We start from the raw sequence: 25,733 nt of genomic DNA, 5'->3' as shown, positions 1-25,733 counted from the left end.
ATAGATATGAATTCAAATCAACAAGAATCGATGAGCATTTGTCTGCCTGACGAACTGCCCCCAAAAAAAGTGTTTAAACCCGGGATCAGGCGCGCGCCATCGCGGGGGTATTGTCTCACGTCCTCCCAGACCGCGGTGGCCCTGAAAAACGCCTTGCGGTATATCCCCGCCTCTCTACACGAGACCCTGGCCCCCGAATTTCTTGAGGAGTTGAAAACCCGGGGACGCATTTACGGCTACCGGTTTCGCCCGGAGGGGGCCATCAAGGCCAAACCGATTGACGAGTACAAGGGAAAGTGCCTGGCCGGTAAGGCCATCCAGGCCATGATCGACAACAACCTGGACTTTGATGTGGCCCTCTATCCCTATGAACTGGTGACCTACGGGGAGACCGGCGCGGTATGCCAGAACTGGATGCAGTACCTTCTCATCAAAAAATATCTCGAAAACCTCACCGAGAGCCAGACCCTGGTCATGCAGTCGGGGCATCCCCTGGGGCTTTTCAAATCCTTTCCGGACAACCCCCGGGTGATCATTACCAACGGCCTTCTGGTTGGCCTTTACGACAATCCCGAGGATTGGGAAGTGGCCGTTCAGATGGGCGTGAGCTCGTATGGTCAGATGACCGCCGGCGGCTGGATGTATATCGGCCCCCAGGGGATTGTCCACGGCACTTACAACACCTTGCTCAACGCGGGACGGAAGATGTGCGGGGTGCCGGCGGACAGCGACCTCAAAGGTCTTCTTTTTGTTTCCTCGGGTCTGGGCGGCATGAGCGGGGCGCAGCCCAGGGCAGCCAAGATCGCCGGCGCCGTCTCCGTCATTGCCGAGGTGGATTATTCCAGGATCGAGACCCGGCTCTCCCAGGGGTGGGTGGATGTGGCCTCGGATGATCTTGAAAAGGTTTGCCAAAAGGCCGTGGCTGCGGCAAAGGCGGGAGAAAACACCTCCATTGCCTATCACGGCAACGTGGTGGATCTCATTGAATATCTCATCGACAAGGACATCAAGGTGGATCTCATGTCCGATCAGACCTCCTGCCACGTGGTCTATGACGGTGGATACTGTCCGGTGGGCGTCAGCTTCGAGGAGCGGACCCGGCTTTTGTCCGAGGACAGGAAAAAGTTCAAATCCTTAGTTAACCAAAGTCTCAAGAAACATTATCAGCTGATCAAAACCATCACCGCCAAAGGTACCTATTTCTTCGATTACGGCAATGCCTTCCTCAAGGCCGTGTTTGACGCCGGGGTTACGGAAATCGCCAAGAACGGCCACGACGCCAAGGACGGATTTATCTTCCCCTCCTATTTCGAAGACATCATGGGCCCCATTTTCGATTACGGCTACGGTCCCTTCAGATGGGTTTGTCTCAGCCAGAAACCCGATGACCTGGACAAGACCGATGCGGCGGCCATGGCCTGCATCGATCCGGACAGACGGCCCTATGATCGGGACAACTACGTCTGGATCCGGGATGCCAAGAAGAACAAAATGGTGGTGGGCTCCCAGGCGAGAATTCTCTATCAGGATGCCAAGGGCCGGGTGGATATTGCGCTCAGGTTCAATGAAATGGTGCGCAATGGCGAGGTGTCGGCTCCGATCATGCTCGGCCGGGATCACCATGACCCCGGTGGCACGGATTCTCCTTTCCGGGAAACCGCCAACATCTATGACGGTTCCAACGTCTGCGCCGACATGGCCACCCATTGCTTTGCCGGCAACGCCGCAAGGGGCATGAGCATGGTGGCCCTGCACAACGGCGGCGGCACCGGCATCGGAAAGGCCATCAACGGCGGGTTTGGCCTGGTGCTTGACGGCAGCGCGCTGGTGGACGACATCATCCGCTCTGCCATGCTCTGGGATGTCATGGGCGGCGTTGCCCGCCGCAACTGGGCCGGCAACCCCAACGCCCGCGAAGTGGCCATGGCCTACAACCGGGAGAACCCCAACGGCGATCAGATTACGGTTCCCCATCTGGCCGATGACGCCCTGATCGAGAAGGTTCTTAAATCTTGGCTTGAGATCCATACTTGTATAGATAAATAAAGAAAACCAGTTATGGAAAACAAAGGAGGAAGTCATGAAAAGAGCATTGTTGATTTTGGTCACTGTCGCCGTCGCCATGTGCTGGAACACAGGTTGGGCGTCGGATTCCATCAAAATCGGGTTTAACGCACCGTTGACCGGTTTTGCCGCCTCGGACGGCGAATCCGCCAAATTCGGGGCCGAACTGGCCGTCAAGCAGATCAACGACACCGGCGGTGTGCTTGGCAAAAAACTGGAATTGGTGGTCTACGATGACCAGGCCAATGCGGCCCAGGTCATCCCCATCGCCAACAAGCTCATCGGCCAGGACAAGGTTACCGTTTGCGTGTCGGGCAGTTACTCGGCCCCCACGCGGTCTGCCGCCGGTATTTTCCAGGAAGCGAAAATTCCCTTTATCTCTGCCTACGGCATTCATCCCGACATCACCAGGGCTGGGGATTATGTCTTCCGGACCTCTTTTCTCGGAGAAGTTCAGGGCCGGGCCGGCGCCAAACTGGTCGGAGAACTTCTCGGCAGGAAAAAGGTGGTGATGATCACCCTGAAAAACGATTTCGGTAAATCCCTGGCCGCCGGGTTCAAGGAAAAAGCCGCCGATTTCGGTATCACCATTGTCAATGAATACGAATATGCCATCAAGGACCGCCAGTTCGGCGCCATTGTGGCCAAGGTCAAGGCGGACGCCCCGGATGCCATCTATGCTTCCGGTTACTTTTTCACCGCCGGTCCCCTGGTCACCCAGCTTCGTGCGGCGGGCGTGACCGTTCCGGTTATCGGGCAGGAGGGATACGACTCCCAGAAATTCATCGAGATCGCCGGCAAGGCTGCAGAGGGCGTTATTATCACGACTTCTCTGGACCGCGATTCGGACGTTCCCGAAACTCGCGACTTCATCAAGGCCTTTGAAGACCTGGCCGGCTATCCCGCCGACATGGTGGCGGCCTCCGCGCACACCGCCGTCCGGGCTGCTGCCCTGGCCATTCAAAGCGCCGGCAGCGCCGATCCCGCCAAGATCCGGGATGCCCTGGCCGCCATTCATATGAAGGCCTCCACCGGGACCATTCATTTCAACGCCCTGGGCGAGGTGATGAAGGCGGTCCAGAACCAGGTGGTTAAAGAGGGCAACTGGCATCGCCATTCCGTGATTGACGATCCCGTGCTGCTTGCCCCGCCGGAAAAATAGGAACAAGAAAACGATTGGCTGGCGAAAGCTAACAGTTAATTGTTCAACCCAGAAGGAGCTGTGACGTGCTGTTCCTTGAACTTGTCGTCCAGGGACTGATCCAGGGTTCGACCTACGCCATCATTGCCGTGGGTCTGACCCTGGTCTACGGGCTGCTGCGGGTTCTGCATGTGGCGCATGCCGGTTTGTTCACCCTCGGGGCCTATCTCGGGGTGCTGGTGACCAACCACACCGGCAGCCTCGGCATTGGCGTAACCGTGGCGGCCACGGGCGCGGCGCTGGCCGGAATTTTGATCTACCGCCTGGTGTACGAACCTATTTTGGACCGCCCGCCCTACGTGGCGCTGATTGCATCCATCGGGTTGTACATGGGTATGGAGGAGCTTTTTCGCCTGGTTTTCGGTCCTTTCGGTATGAGTTTCGTCACCCCGCCGCTTCAGGATGTGGTCCAGGTGGCCGGCATCTATTTAAGGACCTGCCAGATCGCCACGGTGGTCATCAATCTTGTGCTGCTGGGCATCCTTGCCTGGGTGGCCCAGGGCACGAAGGTGGGCACGGGATGGCGGGCCACGGTGGACGATCCCAAGATGGCCGCCTGTTTCGGTATCGATCCCATCCGGGTGCGCTATCTGGTGTTCGGCATGGGATCGGCGTTGGCTGCCGTGGCCGGGGTTTTGGTGGCGCTCTTAAGCAACCTGGTGGAACCCACCATGGGGGCGGTGCCTTCGTACAAATCCCTTGCCATTATTGTTCTAGGAGGGCTCGGCAATGTGGGCGGTACCCTCATCGCCTCCCTTGTCCTCGGCGTGGTGGAGGCTTTCGGGACCATCTACCTTGGCAGTCTTCTCGACCGGGATGCCATTGCCTTCGCATTCCTGATCATAGTTCTCATGATCCGGCCCACCGGGCTTTTTACATCGAGGTGAAACGATGGGGCTTTATGAAATCAGCCTGGCGATGAACGTTGGCATCTATATTATCCTGGCCGTGGGACTGAACCTGATCACGGGTTACTGCGGCCAGATCTCCTTGGGACATGCCGCCTTTTTCGGCATCGGGGCCTACTGCGCCGCCTTGCTCGCCAAGGCCGGGTTCCCATTGTTTGCCACCCTTGGCGCCGGATGCATCCTGGCCGGTATCGTGGGGGCGGTGATCGGGCTCACCAGTCTGCGGGTCCGTGAGGATTTTCTTGCCATCGTCACCATGGGCGTTGCCTTTTTATTTGTGGGTATTGTCCGCCAGCAGGAGGTGTTGGGCGGCGAGATGGGTATTTCCGGTATTCCTTCCCACGGCCTTGGCCAATGGGGTTTCCTGGGCCTGATCTGGGGCTCGGCCATCTTCTGTGTCCTTTTTGCCTGGCATGTGAAGCGCTCCTGGATGGGCTTTGCCTTCGAGGCCGTGGCCAATGACGAGGAAACCGCCAAAGTTCTCGGCCTGGATGTAAAATCCTACAAGATTGCCGCTTTTGCCATGGGAACGGCCATGGCCGGCATTGCCGGCGGGCTTTACACCTACTACACCCGCTTCATCATTCCGGACACCTTCGGGTTCATTCAGTCGGTGACCATTCTCTCCATAGTAGCGGTGGGGGGCATCGGCTCCATTGCCGGCTGCGTTGTTTCGGCCGTGATCCTGGTGCTCATGCCCGAGTTTTTCCGATTTATCAACGACTATAAACTACTGCTTTACGGAGTGCTGTTGTTCTCGGTGATGCGCTTTGCTCCTGAGGGCCTTGCCGGTGTTTTCAGGATGATTTTCGGTGGGAAGGAGGCGAAAAGCGCATGACAAGCATACTCTCCGTCTCCTCGGTAACCGTTAAATTCGGCGGCCTGCTGGCCTTGGACGACGTAACGCTGGAAGTCGAAAAAGGCGAACTGCTCAGCCTGATCGGCCCCAACGGGGCAGGCAAGACCACACTTCTCAAGGTGATCATCGGCACGGTGACGCCGGTTTCGGCCCGCCTGACCCTGGGGGACGCAGACATCACGGCACTGCCCACCCACAAACGGGCCCGGCTGGGCCTTGCCTTGACCCATCAGATCGTGCGTCCTTTTTCAAACATGAACGTTCTTGAGAACGTCATGTTTGCCGCTGGCCATGAGAAGGTGAGCAGGACCCTGAAGGCTCTGGTCACCCTGGACCGCAAACCGGAAAGGACCCTGGCCATGGCCTGCCTTGAACGGGTGGGTATCGAGTCTTTTGCCGGCCAGGAGGTTTCGAGCCAGCCGCTGGGCGTGATCAAGCGCATGGAAGTGGCAAGGGCGCTTTCCCAGTCTCCCCGGGTATTGCTTTTGGACGAACCCTTGGCGGGTCTCAACAGCCGGGAGGCAGCCATGTTGGCCGATACCATCCGGGAGATCGCCAACCAGGGCATTACCATTGTCATGATCGAACACAATCTGAGCGAGGTGCTGCGCATCAGCGACCGGCTGCACGTACTGGACAACGGTCGCAATCTTGCCCAGGGGGCGCCCATGGAGGTCATGAAACAGCCCGATGTGCGGGCTGCCTACCTTGGAGGCTAAAGGATGTTATTAACGCTGGAACAGGTGTGCTGCGCTTACGGCAACATGCAGGTGGTCAACCAGATGGACCTGTCGGTGGAAAAAGGTTCCGTTACCGCCTTGCTGGGGGCCAACGGCGCGGGAAAATCCTCCTTGATCATGGCCTTGGCCGGGCATGTCACGGTAACCTCGGGCCGGGTTCTCTACGACGATCAAAATATCACTCACCTTTCTCCCATGGAACGCGTCAAGCGGGGTATCGCCCTTTGCCCGGAAGGTCGCAGACTATTCAAGGATTTGAGCGTCAAGGAAAACCTGGTGACGGGCGGCTATACCCGGTCCAAGGAGCAATGCGAAAAAAACATGACCCGGGTGATCGAGATGTTTCCCCGGTTGGGAGAACGACTGCGCCAGAAGGCCGGTTCCCTCTCCGGCGGCGAACAGCAGATGCTGGCCATTGGCCGGGCGCTGATGGCCGATCCCCGACTTCTCATGGTGGACGAACTCTCCCTGGGACTCATGCCCAAGGCCATCGATATTTGCTACGCCGCCATTCGCGAACTGAACCGCGAAGGCATGACCATTCTTCTCGTGGAGCAAAGTACCCAGCGCGCCCTGGAAGCGGCCGACGCCGTGCTGGTTTTGGAGTCCGGCAATACCGTTTGGCAGGGTAGCGCAGAAGAGGCGGCCCAGTCTTCGGAGATGATCGATTCTATTTTGGGCCTTCATGGTGATGAAAAAAAGTGAGGTGGTCCATGGCCGGCTCGGTTTATTACGATGAAAAACTATCCGGCAAGAGGCTGGAACGGTGCTATCGAATCGCATCCCCGCGCGTCGAGCAGTACTTGAAAGCGGAAATCCGCCATGTGCTGGATCGTATTCGGCCCACCGATGCCGTGCTTGAACTCGGCTGTGGGTACGGCCGGGTCACGACCCGGCTGGCCAAGGCCGCCAGACGGACCGTCGGCATAGACAGCGCCGCCGGGAACATCGCCTATGCCCGCAGCCTCGACAGCGAAGAATCGTGCGAATTTCTGATCATGGACGCACTGGCGCTCGGCTTCCCGGACAAGGCCTTCGATGTCGTGGTCTGCATCCAGAACGGCATCTGTGCCTTCAACGTCGACCGACAGGCCCTTGTTCTCGAAGCACTGCGGGTGGCTCGCAGGGGCGGCATCGTGTTGTTCTCATCCTACTCGGACCGTTTCTGGCCGCACCGCCTGGCCTGGTTCGAAGCCCAGTCTGCCGAGGGCCTTGTGGGCCCAATCGATTATGCGGCCAGCAAGAACGGGTCCATCGTCTGTACGGATGGGTTTCGCGCAGGAAGAATGACGCCCGGAGATTTCAGCGAACTGTGCGCGGCGCTCGGAGTCAGGTTCACGACCTGTGAAATAGATGATTCCGCCGTTTTTTGTGAGATTGCCAATTAATTCCGGGTGCATTTTTCGTCTCGCCAATATATCGGATACCGAGTACTCAACCTAACTTATAAGCCTTCCTCACCGCAGCCACCGTTCGATTCGGTCAAAGGCTTCATCGATCACCTTTTCCTCACCACCAAACGACAAGCGCAGGTGCCCCTCGCCGCCTAATCCAAAAGCGCCGCCGGGGATGGTGATCACTTTGGCCTCCTCCAGTAGACGGATGGCCACCTCCTTGGAATTGTCATCGGTAAAGCGGTATTTGGACATGACATAGAAAGCCCCCCTGGGCGGCACGTAGGAGAAATAGTCGCTCAGGCGGTCAAGGCGCTTGCAGCAAAGCGCCCTTCGTTTGGTCAGCTCGATGCACATATCCCGCACGCATTGCTGATCGCCTTCCATGGCCGCCAGGGCCGCGATCTGGGAAGGGGTAGGCGCGCAGATGGTTGCTGCGTCGTGAACCTTCATGATCTGTTCCATCCACCGGGCCGCAGCGATCACCCAGCCCACACGCCATCCGGTAAGGGCGTATTTCTTAGAGAGCGAAGAGATGGAGATGACGTTGTCGCGAAACCGTTCAACCGAGAGGGGGTTGACCGGCATGCCACCGCCATAGACCATGTAGTCGTACGCTTCGTCGATGATGACCACAAAACCGTGGGCGACTGCCAGTTCGCAGATTGCCAGGACCTGCTCGTCGGAAAAAACCGTTCCTGTTGGATTGCCCGGGTTGCAAAGCATCAGGGCCTTTGTTCTCGGGGTAATGGCTTCTGTAATGGCCTTAAGACCCAGTTCCCACTTGTCGGTCAGCGGAACATACACGGGCGTGCCGCCGGCGAGCACAACCTGTTCGGTGTAGGAGGCGTAGGTGGGAGAGGGAAGAATAACTTGGTTGCCCTCATCCACCACGGTCATGACCGTGGCCAACAGCGCCTCCATGCCGCCAACTGTCACGCAGATTTCGCTTTCGGGGTCGACGCTTACTTTTTTCTCCTCAAGAAAACGGCGAGCAATGCACTGGCGCAGAGCCGTCATCCCGGTTTGCAGGGAGTATTGCCCGCTACCCACATCGTTTTTCAAGGCATGGGTAACCGCCTCGATGATGTGCGGTGGGGTGATGAATGAAGGAACACCCTGGCCGAGAGAGACGCAGCCTCCGACGCGTGCGGCGATGATCGCCATCTGTTTGGTGGCCGAAGGCGAGATGGCTCGCACCCGGCGGCTGGAGGAAAGCAGGTTCTGTGGTGTAAGGTGTTCTTGCATGAGGCGTTCTCGTTGTTTCACGGAAAGATTTTCCCTGGGTTGAGCACCTGGTTGGGATCGAACGATGTTTTTAAGTTCTTCGGTGATGGGAGTGTAAGTTGCCATGGCAGTTGGATTACAGGTTGAAGGGTGTTTTTAGTGATGGCCGAAGCCGGGAATATAAAGCCATTCTTCAATTTTTTTCAGGATCAGCATAGCCAGGGAGACCAGCACGAGATAGTAAATCCCGATGATGGTGAATACTTCTGTAAAGCGAAAATACTCGGTGGCGATGGTTTTGCCTTCGCCGGTCAACTCGATGCAGGTGACAATGAACGCCAGGGATGAGTATTTGATCAGATAGATGATCTCGTTGCCGCACCCGTGAATGGCCCGTCGTATGGCCTGGGGGACGATGATCCAGAAGATGGTTTGAAAAGTGGTGAACCCCAGAGCCTGGGCACCGAAATACTGGCCGTTTTTAATGGAGAGCAGTGCTCCGCGGATATATTCCGACTGATAGGCGCCGCTGCATAGGGTAAAGCCGGTGACCGCGGCGGCATAGGGCGTGAAGTAGATGCCCAGGTTGGGCAGACCGAAATAGATGACGAACAGTTGTACGACCAACGGAGTGCCGCGAAAAACGGCGGCATAGCCATCGCCGATGGCCCTGCCGATTCTGCTGCCGAAGGTGCGCACGGTGCCGGCGAGGATGCCGATCAACACACCACCCACCGCCGAGGGCACGATCAGCGCCACCGACATGATCACGCCCCGGTTGAGGCTGGTGAAAAGTTCCTGATAAAAAGGCGACAGTTCCATGGCTACCCCTCCACGGCGGCCAGATCATTCAGTTTGTCGCAAAACCCCTGGGACCTGCTTTCATTGCCCTTGCCAAGGAGTACGGACGGCGCGCCCTGTTCCACGATGCGCCCCTTTTCCATGAACAGAATTTCGTCGGCGATGTTGTTGATCAGGCTGATTTGATGGGTGGCCATGATCATGGTCATCCCCTTGTCCGCCAGCCCCTTGATGACCGAGATCACCTCTCCGATAAGCGTGGGGTCCAGGGCGGAGGTCGGCTCGTCAAGCAGCAGAATCTTGGGATCCATGGCCAGTGCCCGGGCAATGGCCACCCGTTGTTTTTGTCCGCCGGATAACTGGGCCGGGTAGAGGGTCGCCTTGTCGGCCAGCCCCACCTGTTCCAGCTCGATCTGCGCCCGTTTTCTGGCTGCCGGTTTGTCCAGTTTCTTGACCTTGCACAGAGCGATGGTGATGTTTTCCAGCGCCGTGAGATGATCGAATAAATTGAAATCCTGAAAAATCATGCCGACCTGTTGTCGCAGACGGTATAGGTCCGGTTTGCGAGTCAGATGGATGGGGTGGTCTTCGATAACGATTTTTCCGGAATCCGGAATTACCAAACAATTGATGCACTGCAAGAGCGTGCTTTTCCCGCCTCCGGAAGGGCCGATGAGCACTTTGATCTCGCCTTTGGTCAGCTCTACGCTGACATTGCTTAAAATGAGTTGATCGTCATACGATTTGGAGATGTTCGTGCACTTCAAAATAGAATGTTTATCGTTCATCGGCTTCCGTTATATGAATAGCCTGGTATGCGTACATGCTGCTCAAGCTTTCTTAGCGCCATCACGCCGGCCCAGGTGAGAAAAAAGTAAATGACTCCGGCCGTGATGTACATGGCCAGGTGCTGGTAGGTGCGGGAAGCCACGAACTGGGTCCGGGCCATGATTTCCGGCGCGCCGATCACAAAGGCCAGGGCTGAATCCTTGAGGATGATCGAAAACTCGTTGGACCAGGCCGGGATGGAAATGCGCAAAATTTGCGGCAGGATGATGCAGCGTATGGCCTGGCTGTCGGTCATGCCCAGGCCGCTGGCCGCCTTGAATTGGCCCTGGGGCAGCGAGAGGATGGCGCCCCTGAAAATATTGGCCTGATAAGCGCCGGTGGTCATTCCCAGGACGATGGTCACGGCAGTGAAGGCGCTGAACGGTAAGCCGAAAAAATTAAAAATTCCGAAGTAGAACAAAAAGAGCAGTACGACCACCGGCACCCCTCTGAAAATCCACAGATAGAGCGTCAGCAGATAGCGGACGACCTTGTTGCCGTAAACCAGCCCGACGGCCATGAAGGTTCCGATGACCAGACCGAGCAGCATGGCAGCGACCACAATGCTTGCCGTCAGAAGGGAGCCTTGCAGTAGATAAGGTAGGGCGTCGATGACGACTGATAGTGCGGTTGGCATTGGCAATAATTAGGGTCCCGAAACGGTGCGTCGCGGAACCCGTTCAGTCGAGAAATTACTTATTCAACTCATACTTCTCAATCAAGGCAGTCCATTCGGGGGTGCCCATCAGCTTCTCAAGCGCGGCGTTGACTTTTTTCAGAAGCTCCGTGTCTTCCTTGCGGACCGCATAGCCGAACTCTTCGTCGTGCATGCCGAAGGTGCCGACGATCTTGACGGCCTTCTTACCCATGGCATCCTTTGCCGGGGCGTCGTCCATGGCGGCCGCGTCGATCCTGCCATTGAGCACGTCTTCAACGGCCAGCGGGGCGGAGCTGTAGTAATGCAGTTTCAGGTTCCAACCTTTTTTGGCGGCCTCTTGCTTGATCCATTTGGCTTCCGAGGTACCCTGCTGAACACCAACAGCCTTCTTGCCGTTGAGAATGTCATCGATGGTAAGAGATGAATCTTTCTTGGCGACCATGACCTGCTTGATGACCCAGTAGGGAATGGAAAAATTGACTTTCTTGGCCCGTTCTTCGGTTATACTCATGCCGGAGGCGATGATATCGATTTTCTTGGTCAGCAGGCTGGTGATGATGCCGTCCCACTCGATGGGCTGGTGGGAAACCTCCATGCCGATCTCTTTTGCCACCCAGTCCATGGCCTCGACATCGAAGCCGCTTGGCTGGCCGGTCTTGTCGATGAAGGCGAACGGCGGAAAGTTGGCGTCAATACCGTTGACCAGTTTGCCGGCGCCAAAGGCCTGGCCACAAAATACCAGCATCAGGATACCGCAGATAATAAGTAATTTTTTTCTCAGCATATTTTTCCCCTTTCTCCTTGGTTTGAAAACCGATTTCAGCATCCAGGCTTGTATAGTATATTTATCCAAGATTGGGCAAGGTATTTAGCAAGAGGAGGCAGGGCAATCGCATGTAGATTTCCGGGTTGCTTTTCTTCCCAAAATTAGAGCGTCCATGAATGTCAAAGACCAAATGAAAAATTCCAAATGGTGGTATTTTATCTATTTTAAAATCGATTTCATCCTTCACCTGAAGGCGCGCTTTTCCTGGCTGCCACACTTGCTTGACGTTTATTCCAAGCAACTCGGCAACTCGCAGGGCCAAATGGTCTACATCGATTCCTCGGGCCTTGAGTGCGTGTTGAGATTCAAAGCGTTCCTTGGGTACCGCACCAGCTCAAGAAAGCAGGGATCTTCCTGGCACAAGATCGATTTATAGCGGTTCTGAAACAAGTGACCAGAACGACGGTGGCGTTTGTTAAAGCCTACGGCATGGCCGGTCAGAAGACGGCGCATCACAGTAGCGATTGGCGCCTGGCCGGTACGCAGCAAAAGATGAGGATGGTTTGGGATGAGCGCCCATGCGTAACACATGGTTCCCGTATGCTCAACGATGTGCCCCAGCCGTTCGATAAAGCTGTTTCGATCCTGGTCATCAAGGAATATTTTCCGCCGTTCAATTCCCCGCACAATTATATGGTGAAGGGCGCCGGGGGCATCTATTTGGGATTGTCTGGGCATATGAATTTCATATCAATTCGGTTTAGAAAAAGTAATTTTATATGTTAAGGGCGTCCCTATCCCACACTCTTGTTGAACTCACGCCCCTTAAGGTCGGTGTAAAAGAGCCGTATGAGGCCCTTGTGGATGAAATAGATCCGGGACCATTTTTCACCGGCATGGACCAATATCTCTTTCCGGGAGCAGCGCTTTTGGACAAACATACGCGATAGTTCGGCCAGCGCATCGCCTGGGTTGGGGCTGTTTTGGAAGACTTTTTCCCTCAAGATCCTGCTGAGGAATTCTGTTGGTGCAGGTCTCAACGCGTTCGCTCCTGTGTCAGAATTTAGGAACTTGCACGGTCCGGCGGGTGAGCGGATCCCCGTTTTGCAGATGCTGGGTAAAATTAAGTCTCGCTTCCATGTTGTGGATCACGGATACAAATCCCCATGGAATGTTCAGGGGGGCACGGACGGATGGCAGTCTTGTTCTTCTCTAATTCTGAATTCATCGAGCGGCACTTCGCTCTCCCATTGCGGCAAGCGGGCGGCGGGCCCTTCAATCCGCACGCGCGGGGGCAGACGGTCCGCAAGACCGTTGATCTTGGCCCACAGGGTCGTATCTCCCCAAAATTGCGGGGGCGTATCGGCGGCAGCCACCGACGCAAAAATTTTCCCCGGTGTTTCGCAACCGGCACGGATCGCGGCAAGGATGAGGGTTTCGAGCCGGCCCAGACCGGTTTTCGGATCGGGCTGTTCCTGCAGCCATCGGGTTATTGCCGCCGGCACCCATGGCAGCGGCGCCCCGGCTCTTTTCGACAATTCGCTGAAAAGGGCCGTGTCCTGCGTGGCGAAGGCGTTGTCCACGACGGCGGCGAAACTGAATTGTTCGTCGGTGACGGCATGTCGGTCAGGATAGAGGACGGAAAATTGTTCCGGCCGCAGTTGTCCGAGCCCGTGGAAGGGCTCGATTCCGGGAAATGCATCCACACAAAGAAGCTCCACGTTTCGGATCTTTTTGAGGGATAGGCACGAGAGAACATGGACAAGCATGGACTGGTCAAAAAGACAGGCATCGAACCACAGAACGATCCGTTCAACGGTAGCGGCGTCAACCAGTTTGTCATACTGATGATACAGGGTTTTCAGAATACGATTCCGCGTCAAACCGCCTGTGGTGAAAGTCTCCAGAAACAGCGCACGATCGTTGAGCGTCTTCTCCGTGGGCCAACCTGGCTGCCGGGGGCCGTCATAGAGAATATCATGCCAGACAAACACGTCCCCGGGAAGACCTGCCTTTTTCAAACTTCCGCCAGCGATGTCACCGCTGGTGATGTGTAACACCTTGCCCATCTGTTTTCTCCTGCCGACGGATCGGAATCCGTTACCGATCATAAGCGGATGGGGTCAATGGACGGCAAGCCAACCCTTCGAGCCGGCAACAATCCGGGTTCGCCGCCCATCATTCCGTAAAGCCCCGTTTCGCCATGGCATCTTTGTTCAGGAAAGAAGCCATACCTGTTTTCATCCTTCTGAAACCGTATTTTTCGTAAAATCCTTCCTTGCCGGGACTCGCATAAAGAATAACATGACAATTCGATACGCGTGATAAAATCTCTTGAATGATTCGCTTTCCAAAGCCATGCCCCTGATACTTTTCAAGGATAGCAACATCATACACAACGGCTTGATAGGCGCCATCCGATATGGCCCTGCCAAAACCAATCAAATCTTCACCATCGTACAGAAAGATGGTGCAACAACTGGCTTCGAACGCTTGTCGATGCTTCTCAGGGCTGTAGTGCGCCATTCCAACCGATTTTAAAATTTCTGGAACCGTTCCCCAATCGATGTCTGTGCATTCTGTTTTTATTTGGATATTCATTTGAACGCTCTTTTTTTGCTGTTTTAAAGCCAAATCAGAAGCTACCCAACTCTGAAATCAGATTTGCACATTCTTGTTGGGTTTGTTTCGTATGCGTAATACTATGATATCCAAATACCCATACCGTATTTCATCAGCTCATGCCAACCAACAGATTTTTTTAAGGCTGGCGGAAAGAAATCGGCAGTCAACCGGAGCTTGATGCCAGGCCTTTAATTGGTCATCTATTTTTCGATTGGAGATAATAAAAAATATGGAAGATTACCTTAAACACACCTATTCAGATCTGATCGTCGAGATGGACAGCCCGCTGCTGTGGGTGACACTGAACCGGCCCCAGTACTCCAATTCGTTTTCGGATCAGATGATTATGGACCTTTGCCGTTTGCTCCGGGAAGCGGACTGGGATGACGACGTGCGCGTCATCATCCTGACGGGTGCGGGCAAGAATTTCTGTGCCGGCGGCGACGTGAAGGCCATGGAAGAAAAAACAGGCATGTTTGCCGGCGACCCGGAGGAACTCAGGCGCAGGTACACAAAGGGTATCCAGCAGATTCCAATAACGATCGAGTCCCTTCACACCCCGATTATCGCAATGGTCAACGGGGCTGCGATCGGGGCCGGGTGCGACCTCGCCTGCATGTGTGACATTCGGATCGGGTGCCGGCATTCCAGGTTTGGCGAAACCTTTGCCAAGCTGGCCCTGGTGCCCGGGGACGGGGGCGCTTTTTTCCTCCAGAGAGTGGTCGGATTCGCCAAGGCCATGGAGCTTTCCCTTACCGGACGGATTGTAACGGCAGAAGAGGCCCTTGCCCTCGGCCTCCTGAATACCCTTGTCGAAGAAGCATCTCTGAAAGAAGAAACCGAAAAAATCGCCCAAATGATTTCCGGCAACAGCCCTGTCGCTGTTTCGATGATTAAAAAAGCCATCCGTCAGGCCCGGACTGCGGAAATCAGCGGGCATCTGGATCTGGTCGCCGCCTTCCAGGGAATCACCCAGCGAACGGCCGATCACTTCGAAGGGGTCAGGGCGCTTAAGGAAAAAAGGACGCCTCACTTCAAGGGCCAGTAGACCGGTATTTTCCGGGGGCTTGGTTCTAACTTCGCCCACCTGGATTTAGGAACGATTAAAACGGGCTGATCCCATATTACCCCCTCGTTCCCACGCTCTGCGTGGGAACGAGGGGGTAAGTGGACGAAGTTAGAACCAAGCCCTTTTCCGGTAAGGATCATCATATGGTCGAAAAAAAATTTTGACATCTATCGGGTAAAGTCAGTAAAATTCGGTTAAGGGTGCCGGCAAAAAATACTTCCACCAGATGGCGTCGGATTTGTGTTCGTCTACAAGGCCCATCCGCCGGTGCATATTCGTTATATGTGCCGGTGGATGGAACGCCGTAGACGGGCACAAGGACAAGCAAGATGGAGGAATTATTTTTTGCCGGCGCCCTCAGGATTTGCGTTAATCCATGCTCACTTCCGGCGATAAGATGATACACTCTCAGATGCCTTTTCCTCCAAGCGAAAAGCTTTCGACATCCCAGCGAAGCGTATAAGCGGTAGCGATTTGCTCGGCAGTTAACTCATAAATATTTCTTACAATTGGTTTAATGCATGTATAGAGAACTATTGGTCTGTATTAAGAACGTCTTCATTTCTTTTACAACAAGAAAGGAGAAAATCGATGCACATGCACCATAGTTCAACCAAAGAAAAGCCCAAAATGGATCCGAATGCGACCCTGATCAAGCTTGATCTATTCCACAAAAATGCAGATGGCTCATGGTCTAGTATAAAAAATGCCGATATTCGGAATGCCTTTGGGACTTATCGGATCAAGCCAGGAATGACGTTTAGAAAAAATCACTCCTACTGGGGGATCGATGTCGTTTCGTTGCTAGAGAATGCGGAAATTGTCGACTCAAGGTCCTATCCACTTTTTGATCGGCGGGATAGGAATAAATCACGTGATTAGGACATAAACGGCAAGGCCTTTCAGGTAAGGATCCTCTTGGCGCAATACGGATTTATATCGGTTTTGGGGCCGCGGCTAATACTAGTGCTTGTTCTTGGTTCCCTCTGCGGCGTTCCATTGAAGGCCACATATTTCGATATGCAGCCTCCAATGCGCTTTGCTGATAAGCCAGATAATCGCTCCAGGCGCCATTTATTGGAACCTTGGCATCGGCCTGGACAAGGGGGATATCAATTCCGATGAGGAAGCACTGGAGAACTTAGAGCCTGTTTGATAAATCCGTCTAAAGCCCGCTAACGGCGTTGGAAAGTGTCTCAAAATGCTCACATATCACATATATGCTCCGCTTTCGAGCCACTTTCCACCTTGTTGTCGGGCCTGATCCAGACTTCTCAAACAGGCTCTCAGGGAAGATCAATCTGTCAACGGTAACCGTTCGATCATGCAGGGCAATCGCAAGTAAAATCAAAAACCGGCCGTTCCTGAACACGCACCATTCCCGAAAGTGGGAAAATGTCAAATGCCAACGCCCAAATGTCAAATGAAGGATGAAATCGATTTAAAATAGATAGAATACCACCATTTGGCATTTTTCATTTGGTCTTTGACATTCATGGACGCTCTAATTTGGGGAAGAAAAGTAACCCGGAAATCTACATGCGATTGCCCTGTTCGATCATGGCTTGGGCGACCTTTTTCCCGGAAAGAAGCATACCGCCGAACACCGGTCCCATTCGATAGCCACCGCACACCGCATTGGCAGCCATACCGCTGACAAAAAGACCGGGATGGACCTCTTTTGAATTGTTGACCGTATCCATTTCAGCGGTTTCGGCGTCCATGGATTTCTCACCCACCATGCCGCCGGTTGCCGTGTCCAAGGTGACGCCCATTTTCCGAACCAGCACCTCGGTGACATTGGCCGGGTGTCCTGTGGCATCCAGCACGAAGGAGGCGTGCAGGGTCAGGGGATCCACATGCCATTTCAAGGTTTCAATGGCGCCCCAATTGATCACCAGTCCGGCCACACGTTTGTTCTTGATTACGACATCTTCCATGCTCACGAGATTGAATATTTTCAATCCAGAACAAACCGCCTTATGCACCAGGCCCGAGGCCAGGTATACGGAGTCAAGGGTGTAGTACCCCGGCTCAAACGGTTGGCACTGAAACCCCAATTCATCCAATACCGTTTTTCCCTCCTCCTGGACCACGACTTCATTGAACATCATACCGCCCCCCCATACGCCACCACCGATGGATAATCGCCGGTCGAACAAGGCGACGTTTTTCCCGGCCATGGCAAGATAGGTTCCGGCGACGAGGCCGGAGGGACCGCCACCCACGATGGCGACATCCAGTTCGAGCGAGTTGCTCAGTTTCTGCAAATAAGCTTGGATAATCCCCCTGCTGATGGTGACTTCGTTCAACATGCAAACCTCCTTCTTAGTAAATCGGTTGACCCATCTTTGTCACTTTTTTCCGGAAAATTGCTGAAAAACCGCGTTTTTTACTACATATGAAATTATTTTATTTATAATTACAATATGTTGAAATTTTACCGGCCAAAGTAGTGCCATAAAATTCACCGAAGTATTGACAATCGGTGTTTTTTCTGTAATTCAAGATGGCATGTATATCCGACGAACAACAATTAAGAGCAAAAAAGATGGCGAAACATATTTCACTCATCGCCTTGTTGAATCAGTTAGAGTTGGAAATAAGGTGAAGCAGCGCACTATTATAAATCTCGGTAAAAATTTTCCTTTTCCACGAGAACAATGGCCAGATATTGCTTGTCGTGTTGAGGGAATTATTAATGGTCAATCAAGTTTGTTTAAATTGCCGGAAAAAATTGAGCAAGCCGCACAGCATTATGCTGCACAAATCATACAAACCCGGTCGAGTCAAAACAACAATACAGACAAAAACGATAGTATAGATGCCCCCGATTACCGTTTGATTGATATCGATAGTCTTGAACTTATAAGACCGCGTAGCGTTAGTATTGAACATGTATCACATGAAACATTTCTCAAATTACAATTGGATAAAATATTTGAAGGTCTTGGATATAATAATCATCAAATAGCAGCTGCAATCGGAAGTATAGTTGGTCGAATGGCGGTTCCCGGCAGTGAGTTATCAACGCATTACTGGCTGCAAAATCGAAGCGGTTTAGGCGAATTAATCGGCTATGACTATGAAAGTATGTCGCTAAAACGAATCTATGAAATATCTGACCGTATTTACAAAGACAAAGAAGCGATTGAAAGGCATTTATACAACCGAGAACGTTTTTTGTTTGGTTTTGAAGAAATAATTACACTTTATGATTTGACAAACACATTTTTTGAGGGAAGCTGTAAGTATAATGAACTTGGCAAGCATGGAAAATCAAAAGAAAAACGCTCAGACTGTCCCTTGGTAACTTTGGCTTTAGTTTTGGACAGTAGCGGCTTTCCAAGAAGAAGTAAAATATTTTCCGGAAACGTTAGTGAGCCATCAACACTGGAAGAAATGATTTCAAGCTTGAATAAACCATCAGAAAGTTCATTAGAAGACGATAAGCAGATGAGTGTTTTTGATAAAAAGAAACCAGTTGTCGTAATGGATGCCGGGATAGCAACAAACGATAATGTACAATGGTTGCAGGCGAATCATTACCGATACCTTGTTGTCAGCAGGAAAAGATATAGAGAATTTGATCATGATAAAGCTGTTGAAGTAAAAAGAGATAAGGATTACATTGTTAAAGCGTACAAAAAATATGTCAAGGAAACAGAAGAGACTGAAATTTATTGTCATTCAAGTGAGCGAGAAAAAAAGGATCAGAGCATTCAAAATCGATTTTCAGAAAGATTTGAAGCAGACTTAAAATCATTGAACGATGGTTTAAATCAAAAAGGTCGGCTAAAGATTTATGAGAAGGTTGTTGAAAAAGTAGGACGGCTGAAACAAAAATATACCAAAGCTGCTAAAAATTATGAGATTACCATCCATAAAGATAAAGGATCAAAGAAGGCGACAAAGATTACCTGGAAGATAAAAAAAAATTCTGACTCTTCAGATTCAAATCCAGGCGTTTATTGTTTGAGAACAAACTTGAACGATCTGGATGAAACTATTCTTTGGCGTACATATACGATGTTGACTGATCTTGAAGCTGTATTTCGAAGTTTAAAATCGGAGTTGGGTTTACGGCCGGTGTTTCATCAAATAACGAGGAGAGTAAAAGGACATCTCTTTATCACATTATTAGCTTATCACCACGTTCATACAATCAGGTTTAGACTTAAAGAAAATGGGATTCATACAAGTTGGTCCGATTTGAGAAAAGAATTAGACGGCCAAAATCGAACAACAGCAGTAATGAGAAGTAAAAATGGCGAGACAATACATGTTAGAAAAAGCACAAAAGCAGAGTCTCGTCAACTAAAAATTTATGATGCACTGGGTGTGCCTCATAGTCCAGGAAAAGTGGTAAAATATGAGGTATAAAAAATAAGTAGTGCCATAAACGCCTTAGCGTATGACTCAACTATTAGAAATTACAGTAAATATTAAATTCAAGCGGAAAAGATGGGTTGAGAAAAAAGAGTGGGTATCCATCCCGACATCCATCCCCGTCCGAAAACAGGCAAACCGGGCCGACATCATGGCCGTTGGAAAACGGTAGCCGCTCTCAAGGACAAGTACGGGTCGGGAACTGGCGAAAGCGCCAAATGCAGGGGAGGGAAAATGGTGACAAACAAGAAACGTCGATTCCAGCAGGAATCGACGTCGAGACGAACATCATTCGTTTGAGCTCCCTACGCCGGTGTTATCCGGTTCAGGTTCAAAGGGTATTATCTCAGGCCAATCTGACCACCCCTGCTTGGTAGAAGTATTTAGTTGCCAAGGATTGCTTTGTCAAGGACAAAAATTATCCTTAGAGCCTGTTTCCCCAAATCGTTGTTCGGAAAAGTTCTCGCTGGTGGAAATTAGCTTTCCCGCGACGTTTTGAGCCACTTTTGAACCGTGTTAATCAAAGAGTCCAGACTGAACGGCTTGGTGATATAATCATCCATTCCTGCGGCAAAACACTTTTGGGAATCCCCCTTCATCGCGTGCCCCGTCAGCGCAATGATCGGCAGCCTGCGGAAGCGCTTTTCCTCCCTGAGCTTGCGGGCCACGGCATAACCGTCCATGACCGGCATCTGGCAATCCATTAGAACGAGGTCAAAGTTCATCCTTTCAAGCTTCTCCAACGCAACGGCCCCGTTTTCAGCAATATCCACCTGATACCCCTGGGTGAGAAGCATTTCCTGCGCCAGCTCCTGATTTAATTCATTGTCCTCAACCAGCAGTATTCGTTCTGTGTCGTGTTCGACAACGTGCTCCGGCACCTTCTGGTGAATCTGGTCGTCGCTCTCTTTCAACGGCAGGGAGGCCGGTTGCCGCTCCAGAGGGGCCGTCAAGCGGAAGGTGCTGCCAACACCGACTTCACTCTCCACCTCGATTCTGCCACCGATAAGGTGTGCAATTTCCTGTGAAATGATCAACCCCAATCCCGTGCCGCCGTACCTCCGGGTGGTAGAACCGTCGGCCTGGCTGAAGGCGCGGAACAGTCTGTCGAGTTGCTCTCCGGAGATGCCAATCCCGGTATCTCGAATGGCAAATTCGACGACCGCTTCGACATCTGTCTTCTCTATTAGGGAGACCTGAACGGAAACCCGATCACCCTGGTCCGAAAATTTCACCGCATTACTCGTCAAATTGATCAGCATCTGCCCAAGGCGCAACGGATCACCGACCAGGGCCTGTGGGACATCGGGATCGACGTCGATCGAAAATGCGATCCCATTTTCCTCGGCTTTGATCCGGATCAGATCGTCCAGATGAGCAATGACTTCCTCGAGGCTGAAGTTGACATGCTCGATCTCGAGCTTGCCTGCATCGATCTTTGAGAAATCGAGGATATCGTTCAAGAGTCCCAGCAGCCGCTCGGCGGATTTGTGCGCTTTGCTGATATAGTTATGCTGCCGTTCATCCAGGTCGGTCATCAACGCCAGGGAAATCATGCCGAGAACGCCGTTCATCGGGGTACGGATCTCATGGCTCATGTTGGCCAGAAACTCACTTTTCGCGCGGTTGGCCATTTCGGCGGATTCCTTCGCGAGGGTCAACTCCATGGTGCGTTCCTGCACCTGCCGTTCAAGATCCTGCCGATGCCTCTCCAGCTCCATTTGGGCCTGCCGACGTTCCTGGACTTCGACCTGCAAACGATCGTTCAGGGCCTCGGCGGCGGCCTTCTGGTGATCCAGGTCATGGGCCAGGGTTTCATTGACGAAACGCGTCTGCAAGCTGTCGATCATCAGACGATAGAAGTTGCCGACCGCACGAAAGATCAGTAGGATAAACACCCCAAATGCCAGACCGAGCAGCATGTGCTTGATCCCGCCACGCGAAATCTGGACAAGCAACGCCACGATCAGGGCGGGCAGGATATAGCTGAACAAGATCCGCGGATATGGAATCATTACCGGGACCGCGAGCGCTACCATGCTGACCACGAGCAACAATACGACCATCCTCAGCCACACATCGTCAACCCGGGAGATAAGAAATATCAGCGCCCAGCCAACGCCGAGCAGAGCGGTCGCCAAAAAATAACGGCGTGCCCAGCCGGAAGCGTCGGTTGCTCCTGGATCGCGCTGCCGCCAGAAAAACAGCGACAGCCGGATGGCCGCGCCGATGCACATATAGGTCAGCCAGCCAAACAGATGCCACGCCGGGATTGAGCCATAGAGAATCCCGCTGAATATGAAGCTTGCGATCAGAACCGTCAGGTTGGAAGCAAGGGCATTCCGGTAAAGCAAATTCGTCCGTTCGGCGATAACGTTTTCATCGATGTCGAGCAGCAGCATACATATCTCCTGAAGCAACATCCGGCGTCACTGACGTGGTCCAGCAAAAAAAACGCCACTTCCCCATACTGTATACCATCTCTATGTAATCAACAATACGATGGGTAGATCCTTACAGGGTAACCGCATTTGGACGGTTTCCTGTTTTTCGCGGCCAAGGACCGCTCCTACACGTTCTTACGATATGGCTGTTTAATGGGTTGCGTTGTAAGAGCTGGCCATGCCTGCGACAACGGTTTTCCATAGAGGTTGCCAATAGGGGCAATGGGGGACATTCCTCGGTTTATCGGATTTTCAGATTAAAAGGATGTGATGCAACGCTCCAGGAGCGTCTATGCAGGCTTTTCGTGGCATAATAACTTTTTAGTCGACTGATCTAAAATTGATGAACTCGTAAAAAGTCGCCGGACCGTCATGCCGGACTTGATCCGGCATCCAGAAAGAATTGAAATTACGGGATTCCGGCCTACGCCGGAATGACGCCAGACTGTAATTTTTTACTTTTTACGAGAGCATCAAAATTGTAAGCCGGAAATCCGACGAACGTCCCCAATCCCCCCACAAGGAATGTCCCCGACGATCCCAGGAGATCGCAGGCAACATTGAGGAGGCCTACCGGGGCATTCAAGAGATGAACCACAACGTGTCGCAAAGTTCGGCCGTCTCCACCGATATCGCCAAGGGCAGTACGGACGTGCTGAAAAATGCCGACAGTCTCGCAAAAATGGCCGAGCAACTCAATCACCTGGTGGGCCGTTTCAAGATGTAGCATCCGCTAAGGAAGATGGCTTTCCGCTATAGTCGGCTATGCGGGAAGCCATCTGACGCCGCAGATGGGGTGAGATCGGTATTCTCTCGTTTGTTTGCCAATACTTTTAATTCTTCATTCGATGATTCCGGGATTATCCGCGTTACGCACAATCCCGATCTTCCAGCAATCCGGCATAGGCCATACCCGGTCCGACACACGTCCAGCCGTTCTGTTTCAATTGCGTGCCTGTTTCCTTGAAATCGATTCCCGTAATCCGCTCCACCACGTGAACCGTGTTATTTTCATCCAGCCAGAAGGAAACGGCAATGCCGGCCTTGTGCAGCAGGACTCGACGACCCTCGCGATCCTGAAACAGTCGTTGGTTGGCGGGTGAAATGTCAAGGCAATGCTTCATTTTACCAAGTTCCTAACGCTTATCGCGGGTTTTGAACCGGTGCCATCAATCCCGAGAAATATTGACCTAACCTGAGCGATTGATGATCAGAGTAGAGTCTGTATGGTTCTCGGGATGTTTTTATGCATCCCATTGAACATCCAGCGGGTCGATCAAATCCTAATTGCTATTGATACGATCCTTATGCAACCCGAAAATTGTCTGGGCCAGGGTGCGGTAGGGTTTCAGGATGGGAACCGGCTTACCGTTTTTTGTAATGGTGATCTCTTTGCCGGCAAGGTTCGCCTCGTCCATCAAATAAAGGTATTTTTCCTTAAATTCTTATACCTTGAAAGTAAACCCGTATGCAAACAATAAGAAAGATGTATCATTTGTTGAATGTGAACAAATCTTTTTCAATAAACCGATAATCGTGAAACGCGACAAGGAACATTCTTCAACTGAAAATCATTATTATGCCCTCGGCCGTACCAACATGAGCCGATTGCTTTTTGCCGTTTTTACCGTTCGCGTTGATAAAATCAGGATTATTTCAGCAAGAGACATGACGGACGCAGAAACGCAGAGGTACCTTAAATGAAAAAAAAGAAAGTTCCAAAATTTAACGATGAAGCTGAGGAACGCCTTTTTTGGCAAAATAACGACTCTTCTGAATTCATTGACTGGTCCGATGCCGAAGAAGCTGTATTTTCGCGTTTAAAACCTTCGACACGGACAATTTCGATTCGCTTACCGGAATCAATGATCGAAGAATTAAAATTATTGGCAAATAAAAGAGATGTTCCCTATCAGTCGCTATTGAAGATTTTTTTAGCTGAACGTATCGATTCTGAATTGAGGCATTAAAGGCGAAGCATCACCTCAAACTATGAACGCATAATTTGATGCCCGTTCCCGCTGCCCTCCGACAAAGTCGCTGTCTCCAGGGATTCGTCGTCGCCCTTTATCCTGTCCTGGCAGTGCGGTGTCCCATTGTTGCCCATGAACTTGAATTTTGCCTTGATGAAAATAGTAGTCAATAATCGAATGGACGTCCCCAACGCTCTCCGGTCAGAAGACGTCGCATTACGGTAGCGATTGGCGCATGTTAAGGGCGCCTGGACTCATTTTCCATTGTTATAAAAAAGGCAGCCAATAATCGAATGAACGTCCCCGACTCCCCTTTTCTATAAGTAGTATTTATAAAAGACATATATTCTTATTGCAATTCTCATCATTTCATAGTATCGGAAGTAAATATCGGCGTTTCTTTATTCACTTTCCCTTTAGCAGTCTTTCCAATTGCGCCTAACTTAAAACCTTACCGCGCGGTTCGTGGCCATCAGTTGCCGCCAGGGCTTCCACTGAGTGGCCAGGTATTTGATTATGAACAATCAGGAACTGACTTTCCAAACCCCACCGGCCCTTGCGGTCTACTGGATGGCATGGTTGGCGCATTGGCCTTTCCTCTGAAAAGCATTCAAAGTAAACAATGAACCGATCGAGTGGTTAACTCAACCCTAACGAATGCGACGCAATTATCCCCCTCGGCACATGATTTATGGTTCGAGCCGTGTGCCTTTTACCGGATGGAAGGAGTTTCCTGAAAAACCTCAATAGACGGGCGATGGCAGACATTCGAACATATTCTCAGATGTTCCGGACCGGTCAGGCGAGAACAGCAATGAACGATAAGTCGACTCTCCCCGCTCAATGAGTTTTTTCCGGAAACTTGAAGGCTCGGCTAGTGCCCACACAACTCCAGAAAATCCTGCATGGCCTGCTCTTCCAGGATTTTTAACTCTCCTTCTTGCTCCATGCGATTCAAGACCGCTTCCAACTTTACGGCCAGGTCCGCATGACGTACGTGAAGATAATGATACAGGACAAGCTGATCAAGTGGCGGCTCTAAAATCCGAATGCCTGACATGTTGAGGTCTTTGAGCACGCACTGCGTACTTCTGCTATCCACGACGACATCACTTCGACCGGCATTGAGCATGAGAAATGCCTGTTTGGGAGTAAAGACCGCCTCTACGTGCATTCCCTCAGTCTTTGCTTCAACCAGTTGAAATCCTCTTACGAAGCCGATGGAGTACGGCGCAAGACTGTGCCACCCCTCGACCGCGAATTCCATCTCTTTGGTGTAGACCACAATATCCACATGGCCTATTGCAACAGAAATCATGATGAGATTGGGATATGTCTGCTCAAGTCCGGCAAGACGTTGAAATTCTCCATCAGTGCCGCCGTTATTGGCCGTGGCCAGGGCGCGAAGGCTGGGCAGTTCTCGAAATTCAAAATCGGTGTCCAGTCTCGTATAAGCTTCCTTCAGGATACGCTCTCCCATTAACATCGCCACTCCTCCCGACCGGTCTCCCGGCCGGGAAAACAACAGATGGTCCTGCGCCTCACAGGGAAGCGTGGCGAAGACCATTACTATCATCACATACCAGACGGTATACGGCGTTTTCATCGATTGTTTCTCATGCTTTTTCTTACGTTATTTTACGAGATGGTATGTTCATCTCAGCAACACGGCATATTTGACGAGATATCAGCAACGCATCCAGAGCTCTTCCTCGTTGAAAACTTAACCCTGCGATACGTCCACTCTTTCCAGACCTTCGTCCCTTGCTCGCCAACGCTGAAATCAG

The 25,733-nt window shown here is 52.1% G+C and carries 28 protein-coding genes, 1 pseudogene and 1 riboswitch; of the genes and pseudogenes, 13 read left to right on the top strand and 16 right to left on the bottom strand.

The features are described from left to right. Positions 1–6: 6 nt before the first annotated feature. The 7 genes from GN112_RS18085 (at position 7) to GN112_RS18055 (ending at position 7,160) form a co-directional block, all read left to right on the top strand. Positions 7–2,046 carry a urocanate hydratase gene (locus GN112_RS18085; RefSeq protein WP_155311502.1) on the top strand — a complete coding sequence of 680 codons (2,040 nt, stop codon included), beginning with the start codon at positions 7–9 and terminating at the stop codon, positions 2,044–2,046. A gap of 34 nt (positions 2,047–2,080) precedes the next feature. Further along, entirely contained in the window at positions 2,081–3,226 is a 1,146-nt protein-coding gene (locus GN112_RS18080) for an ABC transporter substrate-binding protein (protein ID WP_155311501.1), read from the top strand. 65 nt (positions 3,227–3,291) lie between these two features. Next, on the top strand, positions 3,292–4,152 hold the full coding sequence (locus tag GN112_RS18075) for a branched-chain amino acid ABC transporter permease (protein ID WP_155311500.1): 861 nt from the start codon (positions 3,292–3,294) through the stop codon (positions 4,150–4,152). A 4-nt stretch (positions 4,153–4,156) separates the two neighbouring features. Beyond that, the gene (locus tag GN112_RS18070; protein WP_155311499.1) at positions 4,157–5,011 is read left to right on the top strand and encodes a branched-chain amino acid ABC transporter permease; all 855 of its coding nucleotides are present in this window, start codon (positions 4,157–4,159) and stop codon (positions 5,009–5,011) included. Next, the gene (locus tag GN112_RS18065) at positions 5,008–5,751 is read left to right on the top strand and encodes an ABC transporter ATP-binding protein (protein ID WP_155311498.1); all 744 of its coding nucleotides are present in this window, start codon (positions 5,008–5,010) and stop codon (positions 5,749–5,751) included. The genes GN112_RS18070 and GN112_RS18065 overlap by 4 nt, the downstream gene beginning before the upstream one ends. 3 nt (positions 5,752–5,754) lie before the next feature. Beyond that, positions 5,755–6,477, top strand: coding sequence for an ABC transporter ATP-binding protein (locus tag GN112_RS18060; RefSeq protein WP_155311497.1), 723 nt, complete (start codon positions 5,755–5,757; stop codon positions 6,475–6,477). A gap of 8 nt (positions 6,478–6,485) precedes the next feature. Next, positions 6,486–7,160 (top strand): class I SAM-dependent methyltransferase, encoded by a 675-nt coding sequence (locus GN112_RS18055; RefSeq protein ID WP_155311496.1) that lies wholly within the window; start codon positions 6,486–6,488, stop codon positions 7,158–7,160. Positions 7,161–7,229: 69 nt separating this feature from the next. Here GN112_RS18055 and GN112_RS18050 read toward each other — a convergent pair whose 3' ends face one another. The 10 genes from GN112_RS18050 to GN112_RS18005 all read right to left on the bottom strand — a co-directional run bounded on the left by GN112_RS18050 (position 7,230) and on the right by GN112_RS18005 (position 14,080). Further along, positions 7,230–8,414 carry a pyridoxal phosphate-dependent aminotransferase gene (locus GN112_RS18050; protein WP_155311495.1) on the bottom strand — a complete coding sequence of 395 codons (1,185 nt, stop codon included), beginning with the start codon at positions 8,412–8,414 and terminating at the stop codon, positions 7,230–7,232. A 135-nt stretch (positions 8,415–8,549) separates the two neighbouring features. Further along, a complete protein-coding gene (locus GN112_RS18045; RefSeq protein WP_155311494.1) occupies positions 8,550–9,215 on the bottom strand; it encodes an amino acid ABC transporter permease in 666 nt (221 codons plus the stop codon). A 2-nt stretch (positions 9,216–9,217) separates the two neighbouring features. Continuing rightward, positions 9,218–9,982, bottom strand: a complete 765-nt coding sequence (locus GN112_RS18040) for an amino acid ABC transporter ATP-binding protein (RefSeq protein ID WP_155311493.1) — start codon at positions 9,980–9,982, stop codon at positions 9,218–9,220. Next, positions 9,979–10,659: an amino acid ABC transporter permease gene (locus GN112_RS18035; protein WP_155311492.1), complete on the bottom strand. Its 681-nt coding sequence runs from the start codon at positions 10,657–10,659 to the stop codon at positions 9,979–9,981. The genes GN112_RS18040 and GN112_RS18035 overlap by 4 nt, the downstream gene beginning before the upstream one ends. Before the next feature lie 55 nt (positions 10,660–10,714). Further along, the gene (locus tag GN112_RS18030; RefSeq protein WP_155311491.1) at positions 10,715–11,464 is read right to left on the bottom strand and encodes an ABC transporter substrate-binding protein; all 750 of its coding nucleotides are present in this window, start codon (positions 11,462–11,464) and stop codon (positions 10,715–10,717) included. A 61-nt stretch (positions 11,465–11,525) separates the two neighbouring features. Continuing rightward, a complete protein-coding gene (locus GN112_RS18025) occupies positions 11,526–11,768 on the bottom strand; it encodes a hypothetical protein (RefSeq protein WP_155311490.1) in 243 nt (80 codons plus the stop codon). Positions 11,769–11,773: 5 nt separating this feature from the next. Then, positions 11,774–12,184: a transposase gene (locus GN112_RS18020; RefSeq protein WP_231717054.1), complete on the bottom strand. Its 411-nt coding sequence runs from the start codon at positions 12,182–12,184 to the stop codon at positions 11,774–11,776. Positions 12,185–12,240: 56 nt separating this feature from the next. Then, positions 12,241–12,486, bottom strand: coding sequence for a cyclic nucleotide-binding domain-containing protein (locus GN112_RS18015; RefSeq protein ID WP_155311489.1), 246 nt, complete (start codon positions 12,484–12,486; stop codon positions 12,241–12,243). 135 nt (positions 12,487–12,621) lie between these two features. Beyond that, positions 12,622–13,515, bottom strand: a complete 894-nt coding sequence (locus GN112_RS18010; RefSeq protein WP_155311488.1) for a DUF1835 domain-containing protein — start codon at positions 13,513–13,515, stop codon at positions 12,622–12,624. 109 nt (positions 13,516–13,624) lie between these two features. After that, complete coding sequence (locus GN112_RS18005) at positions 13,625–14,080, bottom strand: GNAT family N-acetyltransferase (RefSeq protein ID WP_231717053.1); 456 nt, start codon at positions 14,078–14,080, stop codon at positions 13,625–13,627. A 220-nt stretch (positions 14,081–14,300) separates the two neighbouring features. On the opposite strand from GN112_RS18005, the gene GN112_RS18000 reads away from it, so the two are divergent. Beyond that, on the top strand, positions 14,301–15,119 hold the full coding sequence (locus GN112_RS18000) for an enoyl-CoA hydratase-related protein (protein ID WP_155311486.1): 819 nt from the start codon (positions 14,301–14,303) through the stop codon (positions 15,117–15,119). Positions 15,120–15,498: 379 nt separating this feature from the next. Here the strand turns inward: GN112_RS18000 and GN112_RS34455 are convergent. Beyond that, a pseudogene (locus GN112_RS34455) lies at positions 15,499–15,641 on the bottom strand (transposase); the annotation flags it as partial. A 90-nt stretch (positions 15,642–15,731) separates the two neighbouring features. On the opposite strand from GN112_RS34455, the gene GN112_RS17995 reads away from it, so the two are divergent. Continuing rightward, positions 15,732–16,022: a hypothetical protein gene (locus tag GN112_RS17995; protein ID WP_155311485.1), complete on the top strand. Its 291-nt coding sequence runs from the start codon at positions 15,732–15,734 to the stop codon at positions 16,020–16,022. A 653-nt stretch (positions 16,023–16,675) separates the two neighbouring features. Here the strand turns inward: GN112_RS17995 and GN112_RS17990 are convergent. Next, positions 16,676–17,455 (bottom strand): sulfide-dependent adenosine diphosphate thiazole synthase, encoded by a 780-nt coding sequence (locus tag GN112_RS17990; protein WP_155311484.1) that lies wholly within the window; start codon positions 17,453–17,455, stop codon positions 16,676–16,678. Between the two features lie 163 nt (positions 17,456–17,618). Here GN112_RS17990 and GN112_RS34450 point away from each other — a divergent pair, with 163 nt between their 5' ends. Next, positions 17,619–19,523 carry an IS1634 family transposase gene (locus GN112_RS34450; RefSeq protein ID WP_155309797.1) on the top strand — a complete coding sequence of 635 codons (1,905 nt, stop codon included), beginning with the start codon at positions 17,619–17,621 and terminating at the stop codon, positions 19,521–19,523. A 291-nt stretch (positions 19,524–19,814) separates the two neighbouring features. Further along, a riboswitch (TPP riboswitch) is annotated at positions 19,815–19,907 on the bottom strand. Between the two features lie 98 nt (positions 19,908–20,005). Here GN112_RS34450 and GN112_RS17980 read toward each other — a convergent pair. Beyond that, on the bottom strand, positions 20,006–21,931 hold the full coding sequence (locus GN112_RS17980) for a response regulator (RefSeq protein WP_162458990.1): 1,926 nt from the start codon (positions 21,929–21,931) through the stop codon (positions 20,006–20,008). 631 nt (positions 21,932–22,562) lie between these two features. On the opposite strand from GN112_RS17980, the gene GN112_RS17975 reads away from it, so the two are divergent. Continuing rightward, positions 22,563–22,700, top strand: a complete 138-nt coding sequence (locus GN112_RS17975; RefSeq protein ID WP_155311482.1) for a hypothetical protein — start codon at positions 22,563–22,565, stop codon at positions 22,698–22,700. A gap of 142 nt (positions 22,701–22,842) precedes the next feature. Here GN112_RS17975 and GN112_RS17970 read toward each other — a convergent pair whose 3' ends face one another. Both GN112_RS17970 and GN112_RS34890 read right to left on the bottom strand, forming a co-directional pair. After that, positions 22,843–23,097: a hypothetical protein gene (locus GN112_RS17970; protein ID WP_155311481.1), complete on the bottom strand. Its 255-nt coding sequence runs from the start codon at positions 23,095–23,097 to the stop codon at positions 22,843–22,845. A gap of 159 nt (positions 23,098–23,256) precedes the next feature. Continuing rightward, complete coding sequence (locus GN112_RS34890) at positions 23,257–23,391, bottom strand: hypothetical protein (RefSeq protein ID WP_269434926.1); 135 nt, start codon at positions 23,389–23,391, stop codon at positions 23,257–23,259. 34 nt (positions 23,392–23,425) lie between these two features. Here GN112_RS34890 and GN112_RS35315 point away from each other — a divergent pair, with 34 nt between their 5' ends. After that, on the top strand, positions 23,426–23,677 hold the full coding sequence (locus GN112_RS35315) for a BrnT family toxin (RefSeq protein ID WP_155311480.1): 252 nt from the start codon (positions 23,426–23,428) through the stop codon (positions 23,675–23,677). After that, positions 23,674–23,943 carry a BrnA antitoxin family protein gene (locus GN112_RS17960; protein ID WP_155311479.1) on the top strand — a complete coding sequence of 90 codons (270 nt, stop codon included), beginning with the start codon at positions 23,674–23,676 and terminating at the stop codon, positions 23,941–23,943. The genes GN112_RS35315 and GN112_RS17960 overlap by 4 nt, the downstream gene beginning before the upstream one ends. 877 nt (positions 23,944–24,820) lie before the next feature. On the opposite strand, the gene GN112_RS17955 is transcribed toward GN112_RS17960, so the two are convergent. After that, entirely contained in the window at positions 24,821–25,552 is a 732-nt protein-coding gene (locus GN112_RS17955; RefSeq protein ID WP_155311478.1) for a substrate-binding periplasmic protein, read from the bottom strand. Positions 25,553–25,733 lie beyond the last annotated feature (181 nt).

Origin of the sequence: Desulfosarcina ovata subsp. ovata (genome assembly GCF_009689005.1) — a bacterium.
GTDB classification, from domain to species: Bacteria; Desulfobacterota; Desulfobacteria; order Desulfobacterales; family Desulfosarcinaceae; genus Desulfosarcina; species Desulfosarcina ovata.
This window is presented reverse-complemented; position numbering and strand designations above follow the sequence as displayed.

Coding starts and splice junctions, on each gene's coding strand:
- GN112_RS18085 (WP_155311502.1), top strand. CDS start 7: ATGAATTCAAATCAACAAGAATCGATGAGCATTTGTCTGCCTGACGAA.
- GN112_RS18080 (WP_155311501.1), top strand. CDS start 2,081: ATGAAAAGAGCATTGTTGATTTTGGTCACTGTCGCCGTCGCCATGTGC.
- GN112_RS18070 (WP_155311499.1), top strand. CDS start 4,157: ATGGGGCTTTATGAAATCAGCCTGGCGATGAACGTTGGCATCTATATT.
- GN112_RS18065 (WP_155311498.1), top strand. CDS start 5,008: ATGACAAGCATACTCTCCGTCTCCTCGGTAACCGTTAAATTCGGCGGC.
- GN112_RS18060 (WP_155311497.1), top strand. CDS start 5,755: ATGTTATTAACGCTGGAACAGGTGTGCTGCGCTTACGGCAACATGCAG.
- GN112_RS18055 (WP_155311496.1), top strand. CDS start 6,486: ATGGCCGGCTCGGTTTATTACGATGAAAAACTATCCGGCAAGAGGCTG.
- GN112_RS18050 (WP_155311495.1), bottom strand. CDS start 8,414: ATGCAAGAACACCTTACACCACAGAACCTGCTTTCCTCCAGCCGCCGG.
- GN112_RS18045 (WP_155311494.1), bottom strand. CDS start 9,215: ATGGAACTGTCGCCTTTTTATCAGGAACTTTTCACCAGCCTCAACCGG.
- GN112_RS18040 (WP_155311493.1), bottom strand. CDS start 9,982: ATGAACGATAAACATTCTATTTTGAAGTGCACGAACATCTCCAAATCG.
- GN112_RS18035 (WP_155311492.1), bottom strand. CDS start 10,659: ATGCCAACCGCACTATCAGTCGTCATCGACGCCCTACCTTATCTACTG.
- GN112_RS18030 (WP_155311491.1), bottom strand. CDS start 11,464: ATGCTGAGAAAAAAATTACTTATTATCTGCGGTATCCTGATGCTGGTA.
- GN112_RS18020 (WP_231717054.1), bottom strand. CDS start 12,184: ATGCCCAGACAATCCCAAATAGATGCCCCCGGCGCCCTTCACCATATA.
- GN112_RS18010 (WP_155311488.1), bottom strand. CDS start 13,515: ATGGGCAAGGTGTTACACATCACCAGCGGTGACATCGCTGGCGGAAGT.
- GN112_RS18000 (WP_155311486.1), top strand. CDS start 14,301: ATGGAAGATTACCTTAAACACACCTATTCAGATCTGATCGTCGAGATG.
- GN112_RS17995 (WP_155311485.1), top strand. CDS start 15,732: ATGCACATGCACCATAGTTCAACCAAAGAAAAGCCCAAAATGGATCCG.
- GN112_RS17990 (WP_155311484.1), bottom strand. CDS start 17,455: ATGTTGAACGAAGTCACCATCAGCAGGGGGATTATCCAAGCTTATTTG.
- GN112_RS17980 (WP_162458990.1), bottom strand. CDS start 21,931: ATGCTGCTGCTCGACATCGATGAAAACGTTATCGCCGAACGGACGAAT.
- GN112_RS17975 (WP_155311482.1), top strand. CDS start 22,563: ATGAACCACAACGTGTCGCAAAGTTCGGCCGTCTCCACCGATATCGCC.
- GN112_RS17970 (WP_155311481.1), bottom strand. CDS start 23,097: ATGAAGCATTGCCTTGACATTTCACCCGCCAACCAACGACTGTTTCAG.
- GN112_RS34890 (WP_269434926.1), bottom strand. CDS start 23,391: ATGGACGAGGCGAACCTTGCCGGCAAAGAGATCACCATTACAAAAAAC.
- GN112_RS17960 (WP_155311479.1), top strand. CDS start 23,674: ATGAAAAAAAAGAAAGTTCCAAAATTTAACGATGAAGCTGAGGAACGC.
- GN112_RS17955 (WP_155311478.1), bottom strand. CDS start 25,552: ATGAAAACGCCGTATACCGTCTGGTATGTGATGATAGTAATGGTCTTC.